Annotated in this window: 11 protein-coding genes; all 11 read left to right on the top strand. The window is 43.0% G+C overall.

Going from position 1 to position 18969, the window contains the following annotated elements; all coding sequences use genetic code 11:
• Window positions 1–382 precede the first annotated feature (382 nt).
• Window positions 383–1330, top strand: coding sequence for an ABC transporter permease (locus CA598_RS27545; protein WP_094874416.1), 948 nt, complete (start codon window positions 383–385; stop codon window positions 1328–1330).
• Between the two features lie 13 nt (window positions 1331–1343).
• Window positions 1344–2213 (top strand): carbohydrate ABC transporter permease, encoded by an 870-nt coding sequence (locus CA598_RS27540; protein ID WP_094874417.1) that lies wholly within the window; start codon window positions 1344–1346, stop codon window positions 2211–2213.
• Window positions 2214–2279: 66 nt separating this feature from the next.
• A complete protein-coding gene (locus CA598_RS27535; protein WP_094878562.1) occupies window positions 2280–3866 on the top strand; it encodes an extracellular solute-binding protein in 1587 nt (528 codons plus the stop codon).
• 288 nt (window positions 3867–4154) lie between these two features.
• Window positions 4155–5894, top strand: coding sequence for a sensor histidine kinase (locus CA598_RS27530; RefSeq protein WP_094878561.1), 1740 nt, complete (start codon window positions 4155–4157; stop codon window positions 5892–5894).
• Window positions 5891–7513, top strand: a complete 1623-nt coding sequence (locus CA598_RS27525; RefSeq protein WP_256990675.1) for a response regulator — start codon at window positions 5891–5893, stop codon at window positions 7511–7513. Before CA598_RS27530 ends, CA598_RS27525 begins: the two co-directional genes overlap by 4 nt.
• Before the next feature lie 87 nt (window positions 7514–7600).
• The gene (locus CA598_RS27520) at window positions 7601–9832 is read left to right on the top strand and encodes an FAD-dependent oxidoreductase (protein WP_179283777.1); all 2232 of its coding nucleotides are present in this window, start codon (window positions 7601–7603) and stop codon (window positions 9830–9832) included.
• Between the two features lie 17 nt (window positions 9833–9849).
• Window positions 9850–11058 (top strand): SGNH/GDSL hydrolase family protein, encoded by a 1209-nt coding sequence (locus CA598_RS27515; RefSeq protein ID WP_094878559.1) that lies wholly within the window; start codon window positions 9850–9852, stop codon window positions 11056–11058.
• 265 nt (window positions 11059–11323) lie between these two features.
• Window positions 11324–16429 carry a golvesin C-terminal-like domain-containing protein gene (locus CA598_RS27510; protein ID WP_094878558.1) on the top strand — a complete coding sequence of 1702 codons (5106 nt, stop codon included), beginning with the start codon at window positions 11324–11326 and terminating at the stop codon, window positions 16427–16429.
• 160 nt (window positions 16430–16589) lie between these two features.
• On the top strand, window positions 16590–17267 hold the full coding sequence (locus CA598_RS27505) for a response regulator transcription factor (RefSeq protein ID WP_094878557.1): 678 nt from the start codon (window positions 16590–16592) through the stop codon (window positions 17265–17267).
• Window positions 17264–18268: a sensor histidine kinase gene (locus CA598_RS27500; protein WP_094878556.1), complete on the top strand. Its 1005-nt coding sequence runs from the start codon at window positions 17264–17266 to the stop codon at window positions 18266–18268. The genes CA598_RS27505 and CA598_RS27500 overlap by 4 nt, the downstream gene beginning before the upstream one ends.
• Window positions 18269–18351: 83 nt before the next feature.
• On the top strand, window positions 18352–18969 hold a 618-nt coding region (locus CA598_RS27495), incomplete at its 3' end, for an ABC transporter ATP-binding protein (protein ID WP_256990676.1).

The following is an 18969-nucleotide window of genomic DNA, read 5'->3' as shown; positions in this document are numbered from 1 at the left end:
TGGAACAATCGTTGCAGATGGAACATTGGAGAAGCAAAAGGTAACCCTCTCACGCTGGAGGACGCCTTTTTGCTCATATTGTAGTTTTTAGTAATGGAAAATAAAATACGTGGATGCATTATATAAAAAACATGACTCAATTAAGCCCAATTTTTTCTAGGGCTTTTTTTGTTTGGGACCTCAGGATTGTGTTTGGTCTATACTTAAACTTTCGGGTCAGTTTTATTGTACGAACTTTAATGCAAGACAATCATGCCTATTGGATGGGGATTTTCCAAGGTTGTACTTACTTAATATCTTATAAGAAATTCTTGAAATCACAGAAATTTATCCGGGTAGTGGGATGCTATTATACAAATATAAATAAAGACGAGGTGATGATATGCAAGCAAAATTGGCAGCGGACGCCATTCCCCTCACCAAAAAGCGGAATTCATGGATAAGAACGATAAAAAAGTATAAAGTGATGTACGCTCTCTTGTTCCCGGCATTAGTTTACTTTGCCGTATTCAAATACATTCCTATGGCGGGAATCATTATTGCTTTTAAAAACTATAACCTAGCATTGGGACTATGGGATAGTCCATGGGTGGGATTTAGAAATTTCACAGATTTTATGAACGGCGTTTATTTCTGGGACATCATGAGAAATACGATTATCATATCCCTTTATAAGCTATTGTTCGGTTTCTCAGCTCCTATCATACTTGCTTTGCTGCTCAATGAGGTTTATACCCAATGGTTTAAGAAAATCGTACAAACGATCACTTATTTACCCCACTTTCTATCATGGGTCATTGTTTATGGAATGATGGTGGCATTATTAGCCCCAGGGGATGGTCTTTTTAATATGATTTTTAAGGAAATTGGTGTTGAGCCCATCTCATTTCTAACGGAACCTGCCTGGGGCAGACTGCTGATCATCTTATCTGAAATATGGAAGGATATTGGTTGGGGAGCTATATTGTACCTTGCAGCATTAGCAGGAATCGATCCAAGCTTATATGAAGCGGCAAGAATTGATGGCGCTTCCAAGTGGAGACAGCTTTGGCATGTAACACTTCCCGGCATTCGAGGCGTGATGATTCTGATGCTGATCCTTAAATTAAGCCATATTCTGGATGCTGGTTTTGACCAAATATTTATGTTTGCCAACAGCTTTAATCAAGAGAAGATCGACATTATCGACACATGGGTATACCGTGAAGGGCTCGAGCGACTTAGGATTGGCTTGGCTACTGCTGTGGGATTGTTTAAAGCGGTCATCGGATTTGTTTTAGTGTTGGCAGCGAATAAGCTCGCCAAAAAATTCGATGGGCAAATTTGGTGAGGTGGTTATCAATATGATCAATTTGACAATCGGAGAGAAAGTCTGGCAAGCAGTCGTTTATTTTATTCTTATTTTGCTAGCGCTACTTTGCTTACTACCCTTTCTATATGTGGTTGCTGTTTCAGTGACGCCAGAATCGGAAGTGTTAAGAAGAGGAATTGTTATTATACCAGAAACCTTTACCTTTCTAGCCTACAAAGAAGTATTCATTTCTCATGGTATCGGTCAGGCGTATAAAATTACATTGTTTCGAACGATAGTAGGCACTGCTCTCAATGTGTTCTTTACGGTAATAGCGGCATATCCGTTATCCAAAAAATATTTGCCGGGTCGAAGCCCATTTTTACTATTCATTGTCTTTACCATGATGTTTGGGGGAGGATTAATTCCGACTTATTTACTAGTCCGCTCTCTGGGATTGCTAAACAGTCCGTGGGTATTGATTATTCCACAGCTCATTAGTGCATTTAATCTGGTGATCATTAAAGGCTTTTTTGAGCAATTGCCTGCTGAAATCGAGGAATCAGCGAGGGTAGACGGTGCAAGTGAGCTTCAGTCGTTATGGCGGATCATTTTACCCCTGTCCTTGCCCGTCCTTTCCACAATTTCCTTATTTTACGCAGTCGGGCATTGGAACAGTTATTTTGATGCTATTGTTTATATCAATGATTCCAACTTAATGCCGCTTCAAGTGATCTTGCGCAACATCCTGCTTAACGTCGCAACACAAAGTGCTGATTCGCTTGCCAATACCGGAGCTGTTAGTACGTTCGCTATACAAATGGCAGCAGTTGTCGTGACTACAGTTCCGATTTTGATCGTTTACCCATTTATGCAAAAGCATTTTACCAAAGGTGTACTCTTGGGATCGGTTAAAGGTTAAAAAGCTATTCCAACCTGAGTTGTTACGGGGAAACCGTGATAATATAGAAGCAAAGGAGAGGTCATTATGCAACGTAAAGCGATTACATTGGCTATTCTGACAGCAATGGTCGGTGTGGGAACGGTATTGTCAGGATGCGGGGACAAAAAAGAGGTTAAATCGACAGCTTCGAGTAATTCGCAAGGCGAGCCAAATAAGTCTGAAACCAAATTGAAAATCTCGATGTTTAACCAAGGCACTTTCAACGCTGCTGCTCCGATTCCTCCTCGTGAAGAAGATATCCAACGTCAAATGTTAGAAAAAGCAGTGAATATCAACTTGGAAATGATGATTCCTCAATCCGGGCAAGCAACGACTAAATTAAATACGCTCATTGCTGGAGGAGATATTCCAGATTTGATCTTCTTGAAGAGCCGGGCTGATCTCGCGCAATATTATGACCAAGGTGTTCTTGCGGATTTGACACCGTATTTGGATCAATTTCCTGAATTGCAGAAACGTTTTAGCAACGACTCCTGGGAGGCGATGTCCTATCAAGGAAAAACCATTGGAGTTCCAGGTTATGATAATGTAAACGGAATCAGTCGAAGCTTCTTCATTCGCAATGATTGGCTGAAAAAACTGAATATGGAAGTGCCCACGACACCTGACGAGTTATTCGAAGTTATGAAAGCCTTTACAGAGAAAGACCCGGACGGTAATGGCAAAAACGATACTTACGGATTCATAGGCGGCATGAATAAAGAAGGCAATCTGCAAACCTACGGCTTTGATAGTTTGATGTGGATGTTTGGCGTCAATCCTCCCTCAGCCATTGATGTGAAAGACAATAAACCGGTGTTCCTGTTTACCGACCCAAAAATGAAAGAAGCACTCGCTTATATCAATAAAATGATGGAAGCTAAAGTTGTAGATCCAGACTGGGTGACGATGAATACTCCCGATTTGTTGGACCAAAAGTTATTTAAGGGTAAAGTTGGCTTCATGATAAGAGATGCCCGCAGGCTGGAACCAGATTATCAGCAGAAAATGAAAGAAATCAGTGGAGAGGTGCCGGAATGGATCGTCATTCCTCCTATGACAGGTCCTTATGGTGATCAAATTGTAGAGAGAAAATCGTTCCAAGGCAATTCATGGGCCATATCCAAGAAAGCGGATAAGGATAAAATCATTCGGATCTTGTCCATGCTGAATTATCTCTTTACAGACGAAGAAGCATATCCGAATTTTGCATACGGAATCAAAGGTATTCATTGGGATGTAGTGAAGGGCAAGATTAAGAATAAAACCTCCGAATTATCAAAGGAAATGAAAGAAAAGTACCTATGGGTTGATCATTATAGAATGCCGCGTCGCGGTGATGATGCTGAATACTTCAGCTTCCAGAATCCTAAGACGGCAGAAGCTTTTAAGAACAATCAGAAATACGTAGCGCCTACTTTACCCGGGAATTTATTGACCGAAGACCCGAACGATACATTGGCAGCTGACCGCCAACGTTTCATTAATGAAAGTCTGGTTAAATTTATGACCGGCAAAGATCCTCTTTCTAACTGGGACAATTTCCTCAATACGTTGGAGACCAAGTTTGATATGCAGAAATATAAGGACACAGTAATCAAGCAATTTAAAGAAGCAGGCTTAATCAAGTAAATCAAGTAGAAACGGCTTCGCCGTCCTTTTAAAGGACGGTACCGTTTCAGCGAGAAAGATAAGGAACATTTATGCGCGAAGCATATAAATTCTTATCTTTTAAACAAAGAGAGTGGCTATAAATAGCCCCTCTCTTTATTGAAATATAAGAAAGTATAAGTTTTACTTTATACTTTATCCTTCTATTTTTCGAAGAAACGCTTATCGTCCTTAAAAAGGACGCCGAAGGCGTTTCTTCTTATCATATGCTATTATTTGTTTAAAACAGATTTAAAAGGAAGATGATCGATGCGAAGAAGAATCAGCTTGCCTTTAAAGTTATTTTTTATCGTGTTTGCATTTGTATTAAGCTGCATAATCTTGATAAGCCAATTGTCTTATCACTATGTCCAAAAGGAAATAAGAACCACTGACATTTATTACACCAACCAAATCCTTGACAAGGTAGATCAGTATTTCACAGTTAATTTTTCCTCCTTCCAGACGATCCTGTTCTCGGTCGAAACATCGGTGAAAGCCAACATTGAGAATTCAGAAGTGATTAAAAAGCAATTAAGAGAGCTGTATGAACTCAACAGTAATTACGTCAGTAATATTTATTTGATCAAAAGCGATTTATCCATTCTAGGCGGGAGTACACCTACCCGAATATTCGATGAACCTTTAGCTGAAAGAGAACCTTTGTTTGATGCGGCTGACAAGAACAGAAGGACTACATTTGTCAGTGATCCTTACAAATCTAAATATTCCGGCTGGACCGTTACGATGGTTCGATATCTGAACAGTGCTCCGTTTCCTATGGCCATTGCGGTAGATTTGGATCTAAATGCCATTGAAGAGACCTTGTTCAAGATTAATAAAAAAGAACAAATGGATTTGGCTCTAATCACCGCATCAGGAAAAATCATTGCCGGATTTCCGGAAAATAAAGGACCCTTAAATATTCAAGATCATACTTTTTCAATCGGTGAAACGTCAGCGAAACAAATTCTGGAGACTACAGAAACAAGCCTTCAACTGCATACCAAGGATGGCATTGCGGTCTCCCTTCTGAAAAAACCGACTGAGAAATTCAACTGGACCCTCATCTCGATCAACGATGAATCCCGCTTGAAAGCTGCTTTGTCCAGATTAGAAACCTATTATATCGGGCTTCTAGCTGCTGGTCTTCTCTTAAGTCTGTTCATTTCCTTTTTTATTGCCAAATATATAAGGACCCCTCTCTATGCGCTCAAAACAAAAATGAAGCGGGTGGAGCAAGGCCTCCTCACAACTACAATATCGATTAACCGAAACGATGAGTTTGGAGATCTCTCCCGAGCATTCGATCGTATGCTGCAGCAAATTGTGGAACTGATACGGGGAGCAGAGCTACATAATGAACTTGAGCGGAAGCTGGAAATCCAAGTGCTTCAGTCTCAAATAAACCCTCATTTTCTGTATAACACGCTTGGTTCTATAAGCAATGTCATACGACTCGGACAAATAGAGAAAGTAGATGTGGTGATCGAGTCTCTCATTTCAATATTGGAATATGGGATAGCTGATGCTTCGGAGAAGGTATCACTGCGTCAGGAATTGCAAAATGTATCGGACTATATCGCGATCCAGAACATCCGCTATAACAGGAACTTTCACTTGATTGAAAATATCGAAGCAGATTTAATAGATTTCCCAGTTTTTAGAATGCTGCTGCAGCCCCTTGTGGAGAATAGTATCTTCCATGGTTATAACGGAGGGGGGATCGAAGGCCCTATTACTATTCATGCGTACAGGGAGGGCAGCAACGTCATCATAGAAGTAGTGGATCAAGGCGAGGGAATTCCAACTGATAAAATAAAGCATGTTTTGATTTCAGAACCGAGTGATGTGGAAGTGAAAAGGAAAAGAATCGGGTTAAATAATATTCATGACCGAATAAGACTTCACTATGGTGAACAGTTCGGGCTCCAAATCATAAGCATACCTAAGGAAACAACCCGTGTTCAAGCCTTATTCCCAGCAGGCTCGTTTAAAGGAGATGCATGATGGTGAGAGACTACACCTGCTTCATTGTTGACGATGAAGATCTAATCATTCAGAGATTGGAATTGTTTTTTAACGAGCTCTCCCATAGAGATAAGCGATTTCATTTAGTGGGAAAAGCGAATAATGGGCTGAAAGGGATAGAGGAGATCGTAAAGCTTAAACCGGATATCGTGATATCTGATATTGTTATGCCGCGGATGGATGGAATTTCCATGATTGAGCAGCTAAAACCAAAGCTTCCCCATACCCAATACATTCTTTTGACCGCTTATTCATCTTTTGAATACGCCCAGAGAGCTATTCAAGCCAACGTATTGGAGTACATTGTTAAGGTTCCGCTCAGGGAAGCGGATTTAGTTCGCGCTTTAGATAAGGCAGCCGGGATTTTAAATGAGGTTAAGAAAAAAGAAGCGGAAATTCAATCGTTAAACGTATCCGTGCTTGAAAATAAATATAGAGTCCGCAAGCAATTTTTTAACGAGCTTATCAGAGGCGAAATCCCTTCTCATCGGGCATCGGATTTTGCCAATCGCATGCAATTCCATTTCTTTCAAGCCAACTATTGCTGCTTCATTGTTGAAATGAATCTGTATGAAAGTTTCCGGAACGATTATTCAGCGTCAGATCAACACATTTTGAAATATGCGATTACGAATATAATCGAAGAAACTGTGGTGAATGGTGGCAGGGGTGTAGCTGTAGATCTATCCGATAATCGTTTTATTGGCTTTCTTTCCTGGGAAAATAATCGCAGTGATATGGACACGGAATATGCTTGCCATTCATTGGGCAGTCAGATCGTCTCCCATTTACATCAATATCTGAATCAAAGGGTATCCGTCGCTTTTGGAGGTCCGCACCGAGGCTGGGAATCCATCAAACAAGCTTACATGGAAGCTAATAACGTGAGTGAGGATTTCTATTATCATGAAGAGAAAGTAGTCAAAACCCCCATGCATCGGTTCCAATACCGTAATGACAAAAAGGAGGCCTTTCAGCTGAAATTGGCTGATTTTCTCACATGGGTACAAAGGAAAGTTTCCAAGGAAGAGCTGGAGGAAGAACTCTCTGATTTAAATCAATTTGTGACGAATTATAAAATTCATAAGTCTATCATGGCACCTATGCTTCAAGACTTGTACAGAGACATTACTGCGAAATTTAAATCGGGGAAATCGTTGACCACGGATGTATCAGAGTTTCCTATAAAATTCATGACATTTCGGGAGCAGCTTGCCTATATTGGCGACTTCACATTCGAATATGTACACGCTGGCCAACTTTTACATCGTATAGAAATCATGAGTGCTATGCGATTTATAGAGAAAAACCTGAAACAGAGATTAACGCTGGAGGCGATTGCCGAGGAAGTTAATTTAGCTCCATCTTATTTTAGCAGCTTATTCAAAAAAACAATGAACGAGGGCGTTATCAGCTACATCAACCGCAAAAAAATCCACTTAGCTCTCGAGCTGTTAAATGTTCAGGATTATTCTATATTGGAATTGTGCGAGGAAGTAGGAATTGTGAATGAAGGTTATTTTTGCAAATTATTTAAAGAATATACGGGTGATACGCCTAAGCAATACCGGATAAAAATGACACGGTATGAATCCTAATAAGGTTGCAAAAAATGTATGAATTTCTCGCGAAATCATGTAAAAAAAAAGTCATCAAAAAGCTTACCATGATAGAAGGATCTAATCATGGAGGTTATCAAAATGGAGCTTATTAAAGCAGATGTAACTGTCGTAGGCGGAGGTATTGCTGGGATATGCGCTGCCATTGCTGCCGCACGCCAAGGGCTGCAGGTTTCACTTATTAATGATCGGCCGGTTCTTGGGGGAAATGCGAGCAGCGAGGTCAGAGTTCATATCAACGGGTCAGCATATCTTGGAAACAGTCCATCCTATTATGCACGCGAGGGCGGATTGGTGGAAGAACTCAAGTTGAAGATTTTTCACTATAATCCGTTATACAACAAGAAGCTGATGCTTTCGCTTTCGGATACGGTCTTGTTGGATATGGTTTATGCTGAACCTAACATTTCTCTATTTCTGAATACATGCGTGCATGAAACGGGCATGGCGAACGGCAGAATTAAATGGGTGGAGGGCCTTCAATTGGCTTCCGAAAGAAAATTCCGTTTCGAAAGCCGAACCTACATCGATTGCTCCGGGGATGGAGTTGTCGGATATCAAGCAGGTGCTCTCTTCCGCTGGGGGAGAGAAGCGAAGCATGAATATAAGGAAGAATTGGCTCCTGAAGTGGCGGACCATTTCACCATGGGCGATACGATCCTGTTTCAAGCCCGTGACGTAGAATATTCCGTTCCATACAAAAGACCAGGCTTTGCATATGATATTACGAAGTTGGCCTTTTTTGATAGTATCAGAAAAGGCTTAAACCATCGGTCTTTACCTAGAAAAATCAACGGGCTTGGCGGATTGTGGTGGCTGGAATACGGCGGACATATGGATATTATCAAGAATAATGAAGACATCGCATTGGAACTGCGGAAATTGGTGTACGGAATTTGGGATTATATCAAAAATAGCGGCGAATTTGATGATGTGGACAATCTCATCTTGGATTATGTATGCCCAATCCCGGGAAAACGGGAGTCGAGGCGGTTCATTGGGGATCACATGTTGTCTCAGAACGATCTCGCCGCGAAGCCGCATTTCGAAGATGCCGTATCCGTCGGGGGATGGTATATGGATATACATGCTGCTAAAGGCATCTATGATGAGGGGCCGGCTACAGCTTGGAATTTCGTGCCTGGCTTGTACAATATCCCTTTCCGCAGTTTATATTCACAAAATATTCCTAATCTAATGTTCGCTGGCCGCAATATAAGTGCTACCCATGTGGCATTCGGATCTACGAGGGTAATGGCAACCTGTGGTTGTATGGGTCAGGCGGTTGGAACAGCTGCTTCGTTATGTTTGAAATATGAGGTGGACCCCGCAACGATAGTCGAAGCTCATATGGGAGAACTGCAAGAGCTGTTGCTTCGAGACGGGCAAACGATTGTAGGGCTTCAAGAGGAATTGAATCCTTATTTTGCTGATGGATTAACTATTCATGCCTCGTCTCAGCGCAGCTATGACAATGTTCATCCAACCGAAGAGATTTCCTTGGAGAAAGGGTTATGTTTAGTCTTGCCGATTCAGACATCCATGGCGAAAAGTGTACGCATCAAAATTAAAAACAGGTCCGAGCATTCGGAAACTTTGCAGGTGAAGCTGTTTGGCGGGGAACGGAAAGAAAATTATATTCCGACCAGCGAGTTAAAAGATTACCGCTTGGTTATTGCAGCCGGTCATGACGACTGGATTACGCTTAACTTGGGCTGCAAGAGACCGGCTGACGATAAAATCTACATCGTATTGGAAGGTACGGCAAGCCTTGCCGTCTACGTCAATGAAGAGAAATTGACAGGAGCGGTTAGCTTCTATTATAGACCGGAAGAACCTTCCAGGCTGAAGAAATTCAATAAGAGCATTTGCTTTAAGGAGCTATTGCCAACCCAGAATATGTATAATCCCGAGAATGTCGTCAACGGCTTCTCCAGACCTTATGGTCTACCGAACGGCTGGATTTCTGAACGTACGGAAGAACAGGAATGGTTGGAATTCTGTTTTGCAAGCCCCAAAAACGTAGACGAAATCCATCTCGTCTTCAATTCACAGTTGGATTTGGAGCATTTCAACGACCCGATCGAGTCCCTTATTCAAGACTATGATATGACCTTGACCTTAGAAGACGGAACCGATAGGACAATCATAACTCGTGGAAATTATCTCACGCTGAATAAACATAAGGTGAAAGCGAAAGATGTAACCCGAATCCGCTTCGATTTTTGTGCAACTTATGGTTCGTCTTATTTTGAAGTGTTTGCTGTAAAATGGTTTGCTCCTAAATTTGATAAATGAGGTCAGGTGAGGTCGCGATGAAGGAATTATTCCCTCGTAAAGGACTCCCCAATATAATTCAGAAATTGGAAAATGGGGATACCGTAACAATCGTCTATTTCGGCGGTAGTAATACCCGTTCTGAAGGCTACAGGGTCATGACGGCGGATTGGCTTCGTGAGAAATATCCTAAGGCGGAGATCCGCTCTGTGAATGCAGGCATTAATGGGACAGGATCGGATTTGGGCTGTGCCCGTTTGGAGACAGATGTACTGCGTCATCGGCCTGATCTAGTATTTGTTGAATTTGTCGGTAACGATGGCGGAGATCCCGAATCCAAGGCGCGGATCGAAGGGATTGTCCGCCAGATCCGCAAACGGAGCCGGTTTACCGATATCTTATTCGTTTATACGCTGAAGGAGCGGGATGTGGCCTTATTTCAGTCTGGGGAATACCAGAAGGGGGCTCTGATGCAAGAGGAAGTGGCCGACTATTATGGTATTCCTTCAATTCATCTGGGTGTAGCGGTCAGTCACTTGGTGTCGGAGGGAAAACTCGTTTTTACCTCAAGGGAAGACGTGTCCATTTCCGGAGCAGTTATTTTTACGCATGATTCGATCCATCCGACTATTCCCGAAGGACACCAGATCTATACGGATACGATCACCCGTTCATTTGAGAAAATTAGAGAACTTCAAGATCATTTGGGAAGGTTAGTACATCACTTCCCTCAGAATCCGTTGGTTCCAGCTAATCCTTGGGAGTATGCAACCATGCTGTCACTGGATAGTCTTACTACTTTTTCCGCAGGATGGTCATACATGACTCCCGATGATTTTGCTTTGGTGCGTGAGTACAATTGGTTGTTCCCCGGTCTATGGCGAGCAGTCGATCCTGGAGAGGCTATCACAGTGCAGTTCGAGGGAACCCATATCGGGTTATTCGATATCGGGGGGCCTGATTCTGGCAGATTGAAGGTGTCAGTGGATGGTGGGGAACCCTTTCTTGTTGATCGATTCACATTACACAACGATCATAATCGAAATCAGTATGTATTCTTACCGGAGCTCCCGAATGGAAAACATACAGTTCGCTTTGAAATCGATACCGAGAAGACAGACAAAGCGGCCGTGTTTGAGGCATGCGGCAATGAACGAAGTAGAGAGCACGTTAGAAAGCATCCAGATTGGTATGATCAAACGGTGATTCAGCTTGGGAAGTTGTTATTGGTGCAGCCGCCATTATAATTAATCATTAGGCATTTTACAATTGGTAAACCTATATCATAACTGACTGCAGTTGAGCGGTCAGTTATGATATAGGTTTCTTTTTGCTTAAAATCTTATAAGAAATTCTTGAAATCAAAGAAATTTCACAGTGATGTGACATGCTATGATAAAAACGAGAGGATTAGCCAGAAGGATAAGGCTAATTGCTTCTTTACGATCTTCGAACAAAGGAGGGCACCATTATTTTGAAAGCGTTATCAACATAAGGGAGGCTGTGAGTTGTATGATAAAAAGGAAGCTGTTTTTCTTAATCGTTTTCATTGTGACGATAGTAGTTCCTTTCAGCCTAGTCGGGATAAGGACCGCTTACGCAGAGCCTTTACCGTATAAGACGATTATCATCGATGACGGGAGCATCACGATCAATGATGTTGTGACACCTGATGTGGATAACGAGAACAACGGCTATTCGGCTCCAAATTGGACCACAAGTACAGGGGTGAAGGGATATGATAACTCCAGTTCTAAATATACGAGTACAGCAGGCAGAACGATATCCTGGAATCCTCGATTGGAAGCGGGAACGGCGAAAATTTCATTATACAAGCTTAACTGGGAAGATAAAGCAGATAGCAATGTAAAAATCGAAATCGTTCATAATGGAACGACGGATGTTTTCTTTGTGGATTTGCGACCTTCATTTGGTGCCCCTGCGGGATGGGTGGATTTGGGAGAGTACTATTTTTCCGGAGTTGGTAAAGAATTCGTTAGATTAACTCGGTCTACCAGTACAACCAGCACGATAATTACTCGTGCAGATGCGGTCAAGTTCGAAGGGAATATTCAGCAAAAAGAGCCGCATAAGACGATCATCATTGATGATGGAAGCATCACGATTGATGATGTCGTCACCACTGATGCAGATAACGCAAATAACGGGTTCTCCGCTCCTTATTGGACTACAAGTACAGGAGTGAAGGGTTATCATAATTCCAGTTCCAAATTTACCGATGCAGTAGGAAGAAGTATCACATGGAATCCGCGATTGGAAGCAGGGACGGCGAAAATATCATTCAACAAGCTTGATTGGGCGGATAAAGCAGACAGTAATGTTAAAATTGAAATTGTTCACAATGGGATTACGGATGTCATGTTCATGGATCTGAGGCCCTCGTCGGGCCCATCGGCCGGATGGGTTGATTTGGGGTCCTATTATTTCAGTGGTGATGATAGCGAATTTGTCAGACTGACTCGAACGCAACCTACGACCGGAAAGATCGTTACGCGGGCCGATGCGGTCAAGTTTGAAGGGAATATCCGGCAGCAAGCTCCGCCATTGCCTCCTCTGCGCAGCCGTAGATTGGCGAATCTCAGTTACACGGAAAAAGGCAGTATCGAGAATTCCAGCTACAAAGTAACCTTCTATGAAGCAGCTTGGGATGGTGGCAAATCCATCGTTCGTGATTTGTTCTACAAGGACACGGATACGGGGAACTGGGTGCCTGTCAATAATGTGGCGGAAAGACTTGAAGAGCAGTGGGTCATATTAGATGGGAATGCCGGGAGTTTAACCAATTACTACGATACGATGAACAAACGCTGGATTACATTCGACGAGATCGATTTCCCTGACAGCCACACGGCGATATTAACCGATACTTCACATGGTAGTGATTACGATTTACAAGTGAACTGGTCCATGTCAGGGGACAAACCTGATGTTTCCTTCACCTTCACACCCCGCCGGGATGGCAATTATGTGATCGGCTATCAGTCTTTCACAACAGAGCAAATCTCAGGCGTCAATGAAGTATTAAATGGTTTCAGATCACACGCCAAAATGGTAGGTTCGGTGGAATCAACAAGCTTAAGGGAGCTAAGCGCTCCGATGAGTCTGGTGGAAAAGAATGACGGTTCGGGCAATCCATTGACGTATGGGGTATTTGTACCTTCGGATGAGCTTCCGGTTGAATTTGAACCGACGGGAGGTGTTACGAAACAAAGGCTTGGCATGAGCCTTGTCAACAACGAAGGCAGCGTGCAGCCAATCTTGTATGCTCCTCAATTTGGGACTTATTCGCAAATGACCGCAGAAAGCACTTATCAATTTCATATGGGACTAATCGCTCAAAAAAGCAATTTGTATGAGTCCTACGCGGATATTCTTCGCAATGAGTATGGTTATTCCGCATACCGGGAAAATGTATCAGATCAGTCGCTTACTGACGCGATGTTCAATATGATCGATTTACTTAAGATAGAGCCGCAAGGGGATGACTCTGTTGATTATGTCCCGTCACCCAGCGGATGGTGGAGCCGTGCCAAGGGCTTTATTGACATCGAAAACGAGGATAGCGTTCGAACAAGCTCGAATGCGGTTCTTTTGGGGGCTTACTATTTGACTGGGGATGACCAGCTTTACGATACGAGAGCGTTGCCGTCCGTCCAGTATGGCTTATCGCGAAATGGTATAGGTTGGTCGCCGACGCAGAAGCCAGTATACGGTGTGCCGTCGTTATGGAAAATGGCAACCTTGCCGTTTGATTTTTCTAGCGTAGCCGCTGTCAATCAAATGATGGGTACTTCGGCTGGAATTGGGGCGCTGGCACAGGAAGAGTACCTCGTGCGTGACCCTGACCAGAAAGACCGGGGTCCTGTCATTCAGCCCCTAATGATGTATCGTATGACGGGAGATGCGCAGTATTTACAGGCTGCCAAGGATGCAGCCGACAGCTATATTATGCAGCATATTGATACGCCTGCATCCGTTAATGTGAGTAAAAATGAGTTCATTTATTATTATAGCAAGCTGTGGATGGAGATCTTGGAGCTTTACGAGGAAACTCAGGATCCCAAATACTTGAATGCCGCTTATAAGGAAGCCAAACGGTATGCAACGATGTTTGTTGCTCGTCCGGTTCCTGAAGGTAGCGTTACGATTCCGCAGCCTGAGACGTATAATTACGCGGAGTCGTTCCATTGGCCGGAAAGTGGTAAATATCAATATCCTCGGATCAAGCTCCCAGAAGATGTAGCCGGAGGCCAACAAGCGGATAGTTGGCTTGTTTCTCCCAATGGATTGACGTTTGAAGCGGGAAGTACAACTGGCTATTATCGGATGAATGCGCAGGAAGCTCCATTCATGCTGAGATTGTCGCTCTATACAGGTGATAAACTGCTCCAGGATATCGCTCATAATGCGGTCATCGGACGATATTCCAGCTATCCAGGTTATTACTATAAGGGCTTCGCCGTTAGTCAACTTGAACCAGATTTTCCTCTGAAAGGCCCAAGCGGGGCTACATCCATCTATTATCACCATATACCGGGACAGCTCGGACAAACGATGGATTATTTGATCAGCGAACAATCATTGAAATCGAATGGGAGTATTTCATTTCCTTCGGTATTTGAAACGAATTTTTTATGGTTTAAATATCATCTTTATGGGAATAAACCGGGTCATTTTTATGGTAATTCGGACGTTTGGCTATGGATGCCCAAGGGGATTATTCAGACCAACCATCCTCAATTGAACTGGATAACGGGTGAGAGTGGGGATAAATTCTACATCGGGCTAAGCAACGCATCGTCAGCCGAAGTTCAGACTCCGATCGAATTGAATGAACAAATCATTGGGTTCAACCCGGCACAAGATTATACCGTAACGATCATCCGCGACAATGGCACACCAGAGCAAGCGGTGATGAGTGATGGAATCATTCAAGCCACGGTTTCAAGCAAGGGAATAACCGCTATCATTGTAGAAGGACTAAACATTGATGTGCCGCTGCACCAGGTCAGAACTGCTGATACATCGGATGCAAGCTATTTCTTCGATATCCACAGTCCAATAGATGCGGTTAAAGGCATGCTGATCGTTAAGCCCGACATAACGGCCTACGATGCTTATGTGCAGGCAAAAACTACGAAACCAGCGACAATCCATTATTCCTTGGATGGCGGGGCTACGTATACAACCATTCCAGATACGATCTATCCGATGGAATGGTCGATACGGGTAAACGATTTATCCCAAACCTTCACTTATTATGTGGAATCGGACGGAAAACAGACTCGCAAGCGGACTCTCTATCTGCCTGATCAGGTAACCGAAACTCCAGTTCAACCGGATTGGCAGGAGGGTTCATCTATCATTGTGGATAATACAGAGGCAGAGACAGAAGGCGTCTGGATACGGGATACAACGGCTAACGACTATTACTATGATAACTATGTGTATGCCAAATCGACTGCCGGCACAGCGACAAGCAGAATGGTTTGGCGACCTGAGCTACCGGAAAGTGTTACTTACAGTGTGTACTATAAGCTTCCGCAAATAACCGCTGCCAGTGAAAATTGGGCAACGAATGCCTCATTTACCGTTTATTATAGCGGAGGCTCCGAGACGGTTACCGTAGATGAGACAGCAGCCAATGGGACTTGGGTGTACCTGGGTGCTTATCCTTTTGCAGCAGGCGATAGTGGGTACGTGGAATTAACCAATAAGGCCAATAAGTCACGGGTAGTTGCCGATGCGATGATGTGGGTGGACCCGAACAAGATACCGCAATTGGAGTCTGCGGTGATCCTGTCGGATCGGAACGAACTGCAGATGACTCAAACCGCACAACTAAGCGTAACCGGCTATTTGGATAATGGTCTGATTGGTGATCTATCACAGGCAAATGTGCAGTATTTCGTTGATCGAACCGATCTGGCTGAAGTGGACAGTAGCGGTTTGTTGACCCTTCTAAGTCTCGACGGGGAAAAGGATCACATTGAGGTATGGGCTACTGTAACGATTGACGGGTTGACCTTAACAACACCGCCTTTGACAATTACGATCAGGGACTTAACGGTTATTGTCGACAGCACGAATACGACTGGGTTGTACACGACAGAAGGGTCTTGGAGCCAAAGCAATTTAGCCGGATACAAAATTGGGGTTAAGTCCCGTTACTCTACCGTTCAAGGATCATCAGCGACGTGGAAAGGCCAGTTTCCAGAGGGGAAATATACGGTCTCCATCTACAAGCTCGTCCATACGACAGCAAACGATAATTATGTCAAAGTGGAAGTGAAGCATCAGTCGGTTACCGAGGTCACGTATATCGATGCAACCGTCGGCTCGTCGGGTTGGGTTAATCTAGGAACGTTCGACTTTACAGGAGACGGCAGCGAGTATGTTCGTTTAACCAGGGTTACTCCGACAACGGTAGATCCCCCAACTCTGCCTGCTGATATGATCTATACGAGGGCTGATGCAGTCAAGTTCGAACGGCATTCCGTTAGTCCGGTATTGTTTGGTCTGCCAGGGAAACCGAAACTTTCGAATAATAGCAGTGAGTTTCTGAATGGAAGCGGAACAACGGTAAGTGATAAGTGATATCGTAAAATAATCCTATGAGCTGAGTGGATGAGACCGATCCATTCGGCTTTTTTATGAAACTATATTAACAAACGATAAAATGGTCTTAACTGGAAACGATTCTTAAGATTGTGTTAATCTGTCTAATAGTGAACTCCATTAGAGAGAGGGTTGTTACTTGAAAAGAAACATATTATATATTGAAGATAATGAGAAAATAGGCCAATGGGTAAAAGAAGAATTGGAGCAGCGGGGGTTTTCAGTTCAGTGGCTGCTTTCTGGTGAAGGAGCCGAAAAAGAAGTGAATCAGCATGAAATCGTTATTTTGGATATCATGTTACCCGGTTTAGACGGATTTACTGTAGGAAAACGATTAAAAAAGGCAGCTCCTGCTGTTCCTATTTTGTTGTTATCTGCTCGAACATCGATAAATGATAAGGTAGATGGGTTACAGTTTGCTGATGATTATGTTACGAAACCATTCCATACGGATGAATTAGTTGCGAGATTAGAAGTATTAATCCGCCGAAGTGGCAGAACACATTCCGGACGCATTTCATTAGGTAATCATATTGAAGTTGATCCAGGACTCCAAATGGTATATGACAAGCGCACAGGAGAAGAAATTATACTGACAGGGAAACAACATCAGATTCTAATGTACTTCTTACGCCACCCTAATCAAGTTTTACCAAAAGAACAGATTTATGAAGCCATTTGGGAAGAAACATACATAACCGGTGATAAAACATTAATGGTACATATCCATCGACTACGTCAGAAGTTGGAACGTCATCCAGATTCACAAGAGATTATTGAAACGTTAAAAGGAATAGGTTATCGGGTGAAGCTATGAAACACAGCAGATCATTATTTCGCCGTTTTCTAAAAGTGCATTTTCTATTTATCTTCCTTCCTCCAATTGTGCTTATTTTCTTCTTTACCTTTTTTGGGTTTTCTGTCAATGAAGAACCTCTGACGTTAAATCCATTTTACATTACACTATTTTTGTTTGGTTTTATTATTGTCGCATTTATTGTCTCCTCTTGGCTGTTCTTCTTGAGACTTCGTAAACGTCTTACCTGCTTACAGGAAGTCATGTCATTTTCAGCTAATCATAACTCCTTTCCTAAACCGATTTCTGTTCAAAGTGATCGTATGGATGAAATAGACCAGTTGGGAAGTTCTTTTAATTGGATGATTCAGCAGCTTGAAGACAGTCGCAAGCGGGAATATGAAGAAGAATTATTACGGCATCGGCTCATTGCGAATTTATCTCACGATTTACGAACACCACTTACCATATTGAGAGGACATGTCACCAGATTAAATAAAGAAGCAGTAAGTTTAGAAGGACAAAACTCCTTAACAGAGATGAATCATACGATTACCAGAGTCGGAGATCTGATGGATGATTTACTTTCCTACACTTTGCTTACATCAGGGAAACATCCTTTTGTACCCATTTCAACAGATATTGGACGTTTAGTAAGAGCATCTGTTGCAGCATGGTATCCTGTATTTGAAGAAAAAGAAATTCAGATCGATGTGGATTTACCGGCAGAGGAGACTTTTTATTGGGAGGCCGATCCACAATGGATGACACGGGTTCTGGACAATCTATTTCAGAATATTCTTCGCCATGCAGCAGAAGGGAAATATGCAAACATTGTGGTTGATGTAGAAAAAGAACAGATCATTGTTGCAGACAGAGGTCCAGGCATGGATAACTCTTCCTCTGAGCGTGGGGCGGGGATTGGCTTATCGGCTTCAAATTATATGCTGCAAAAAATGAAGCTGAAAGCTGACTTTACATCAAATGAAAATGGTACAAAAGTAGCTATTGGCCGAGCTTAACCTAAAGTTAACCCAGAATTAAACGGGCTGATAGCCGGGATGTAACTTTGCTTCTTTATAATAAGAACCATAACAGAAAGGAAGTGTTATGGTTGCTTACCATTAATAACTTAGTCAAACATCGCGGAAAACAAGTAATCTTATCTGGTATCAGTTTTAATGCTAGACCCGGTAGGGTAACTGGGTTTCTAGGTCCCAATGGGGCAGGTAAAAGTTCTACACTCCGCATCCTGCTTGGATTAGATCGTGCCACCTCAGGGAGTGCATTCATTAATGGAAAGCCATTCGCAGAATTACATAATCCTCTAGCAACCGTAGGTGCTGCACTTGATGGCTTTGGAGCTCATCGTATGCGGACCGGACGGGCACACTTGCGTTGGATTGCTCGTGCCGCAGGATTGCCTAGCTCACGTGTCGAGGAGGTTCTGGAAATCGTAGGCCTTACTAATGCAGCTGGGAAAAGAGTTGGCAATTATTCTCTTGGCATGGGGAGAAGACTTGGAATGGCGGCTGCACTGCTTGGTGACCCCAAAATATTGGTTTTAGATGAACCCGTAAACGGGCTTGACCCCGAAGGAATTCGCTGGATTCGGACATTTTTACGTGAACGTGCTGAGTCAGGAAACACGGTCTTACTATCCAGTCATCTAATGGGAGAGCTTGCAGCGACTGTTGATGATGTGGTGATTATTAAGCATGGA

It is taken from the genome of Paenibacillus sp. VTT E-133291, assembly GCF_002264395.1.
Classification (GTDB): Bacteria; Bacillota; Bacilli; order Paenibacillales; family Paenibacillaceae; genus Paenibacillus_AQ; species Paenibacillus_AQ nitricinens.
This window is presented reverse-complemented; position numbering and strand designations above follow the sequence as displayed.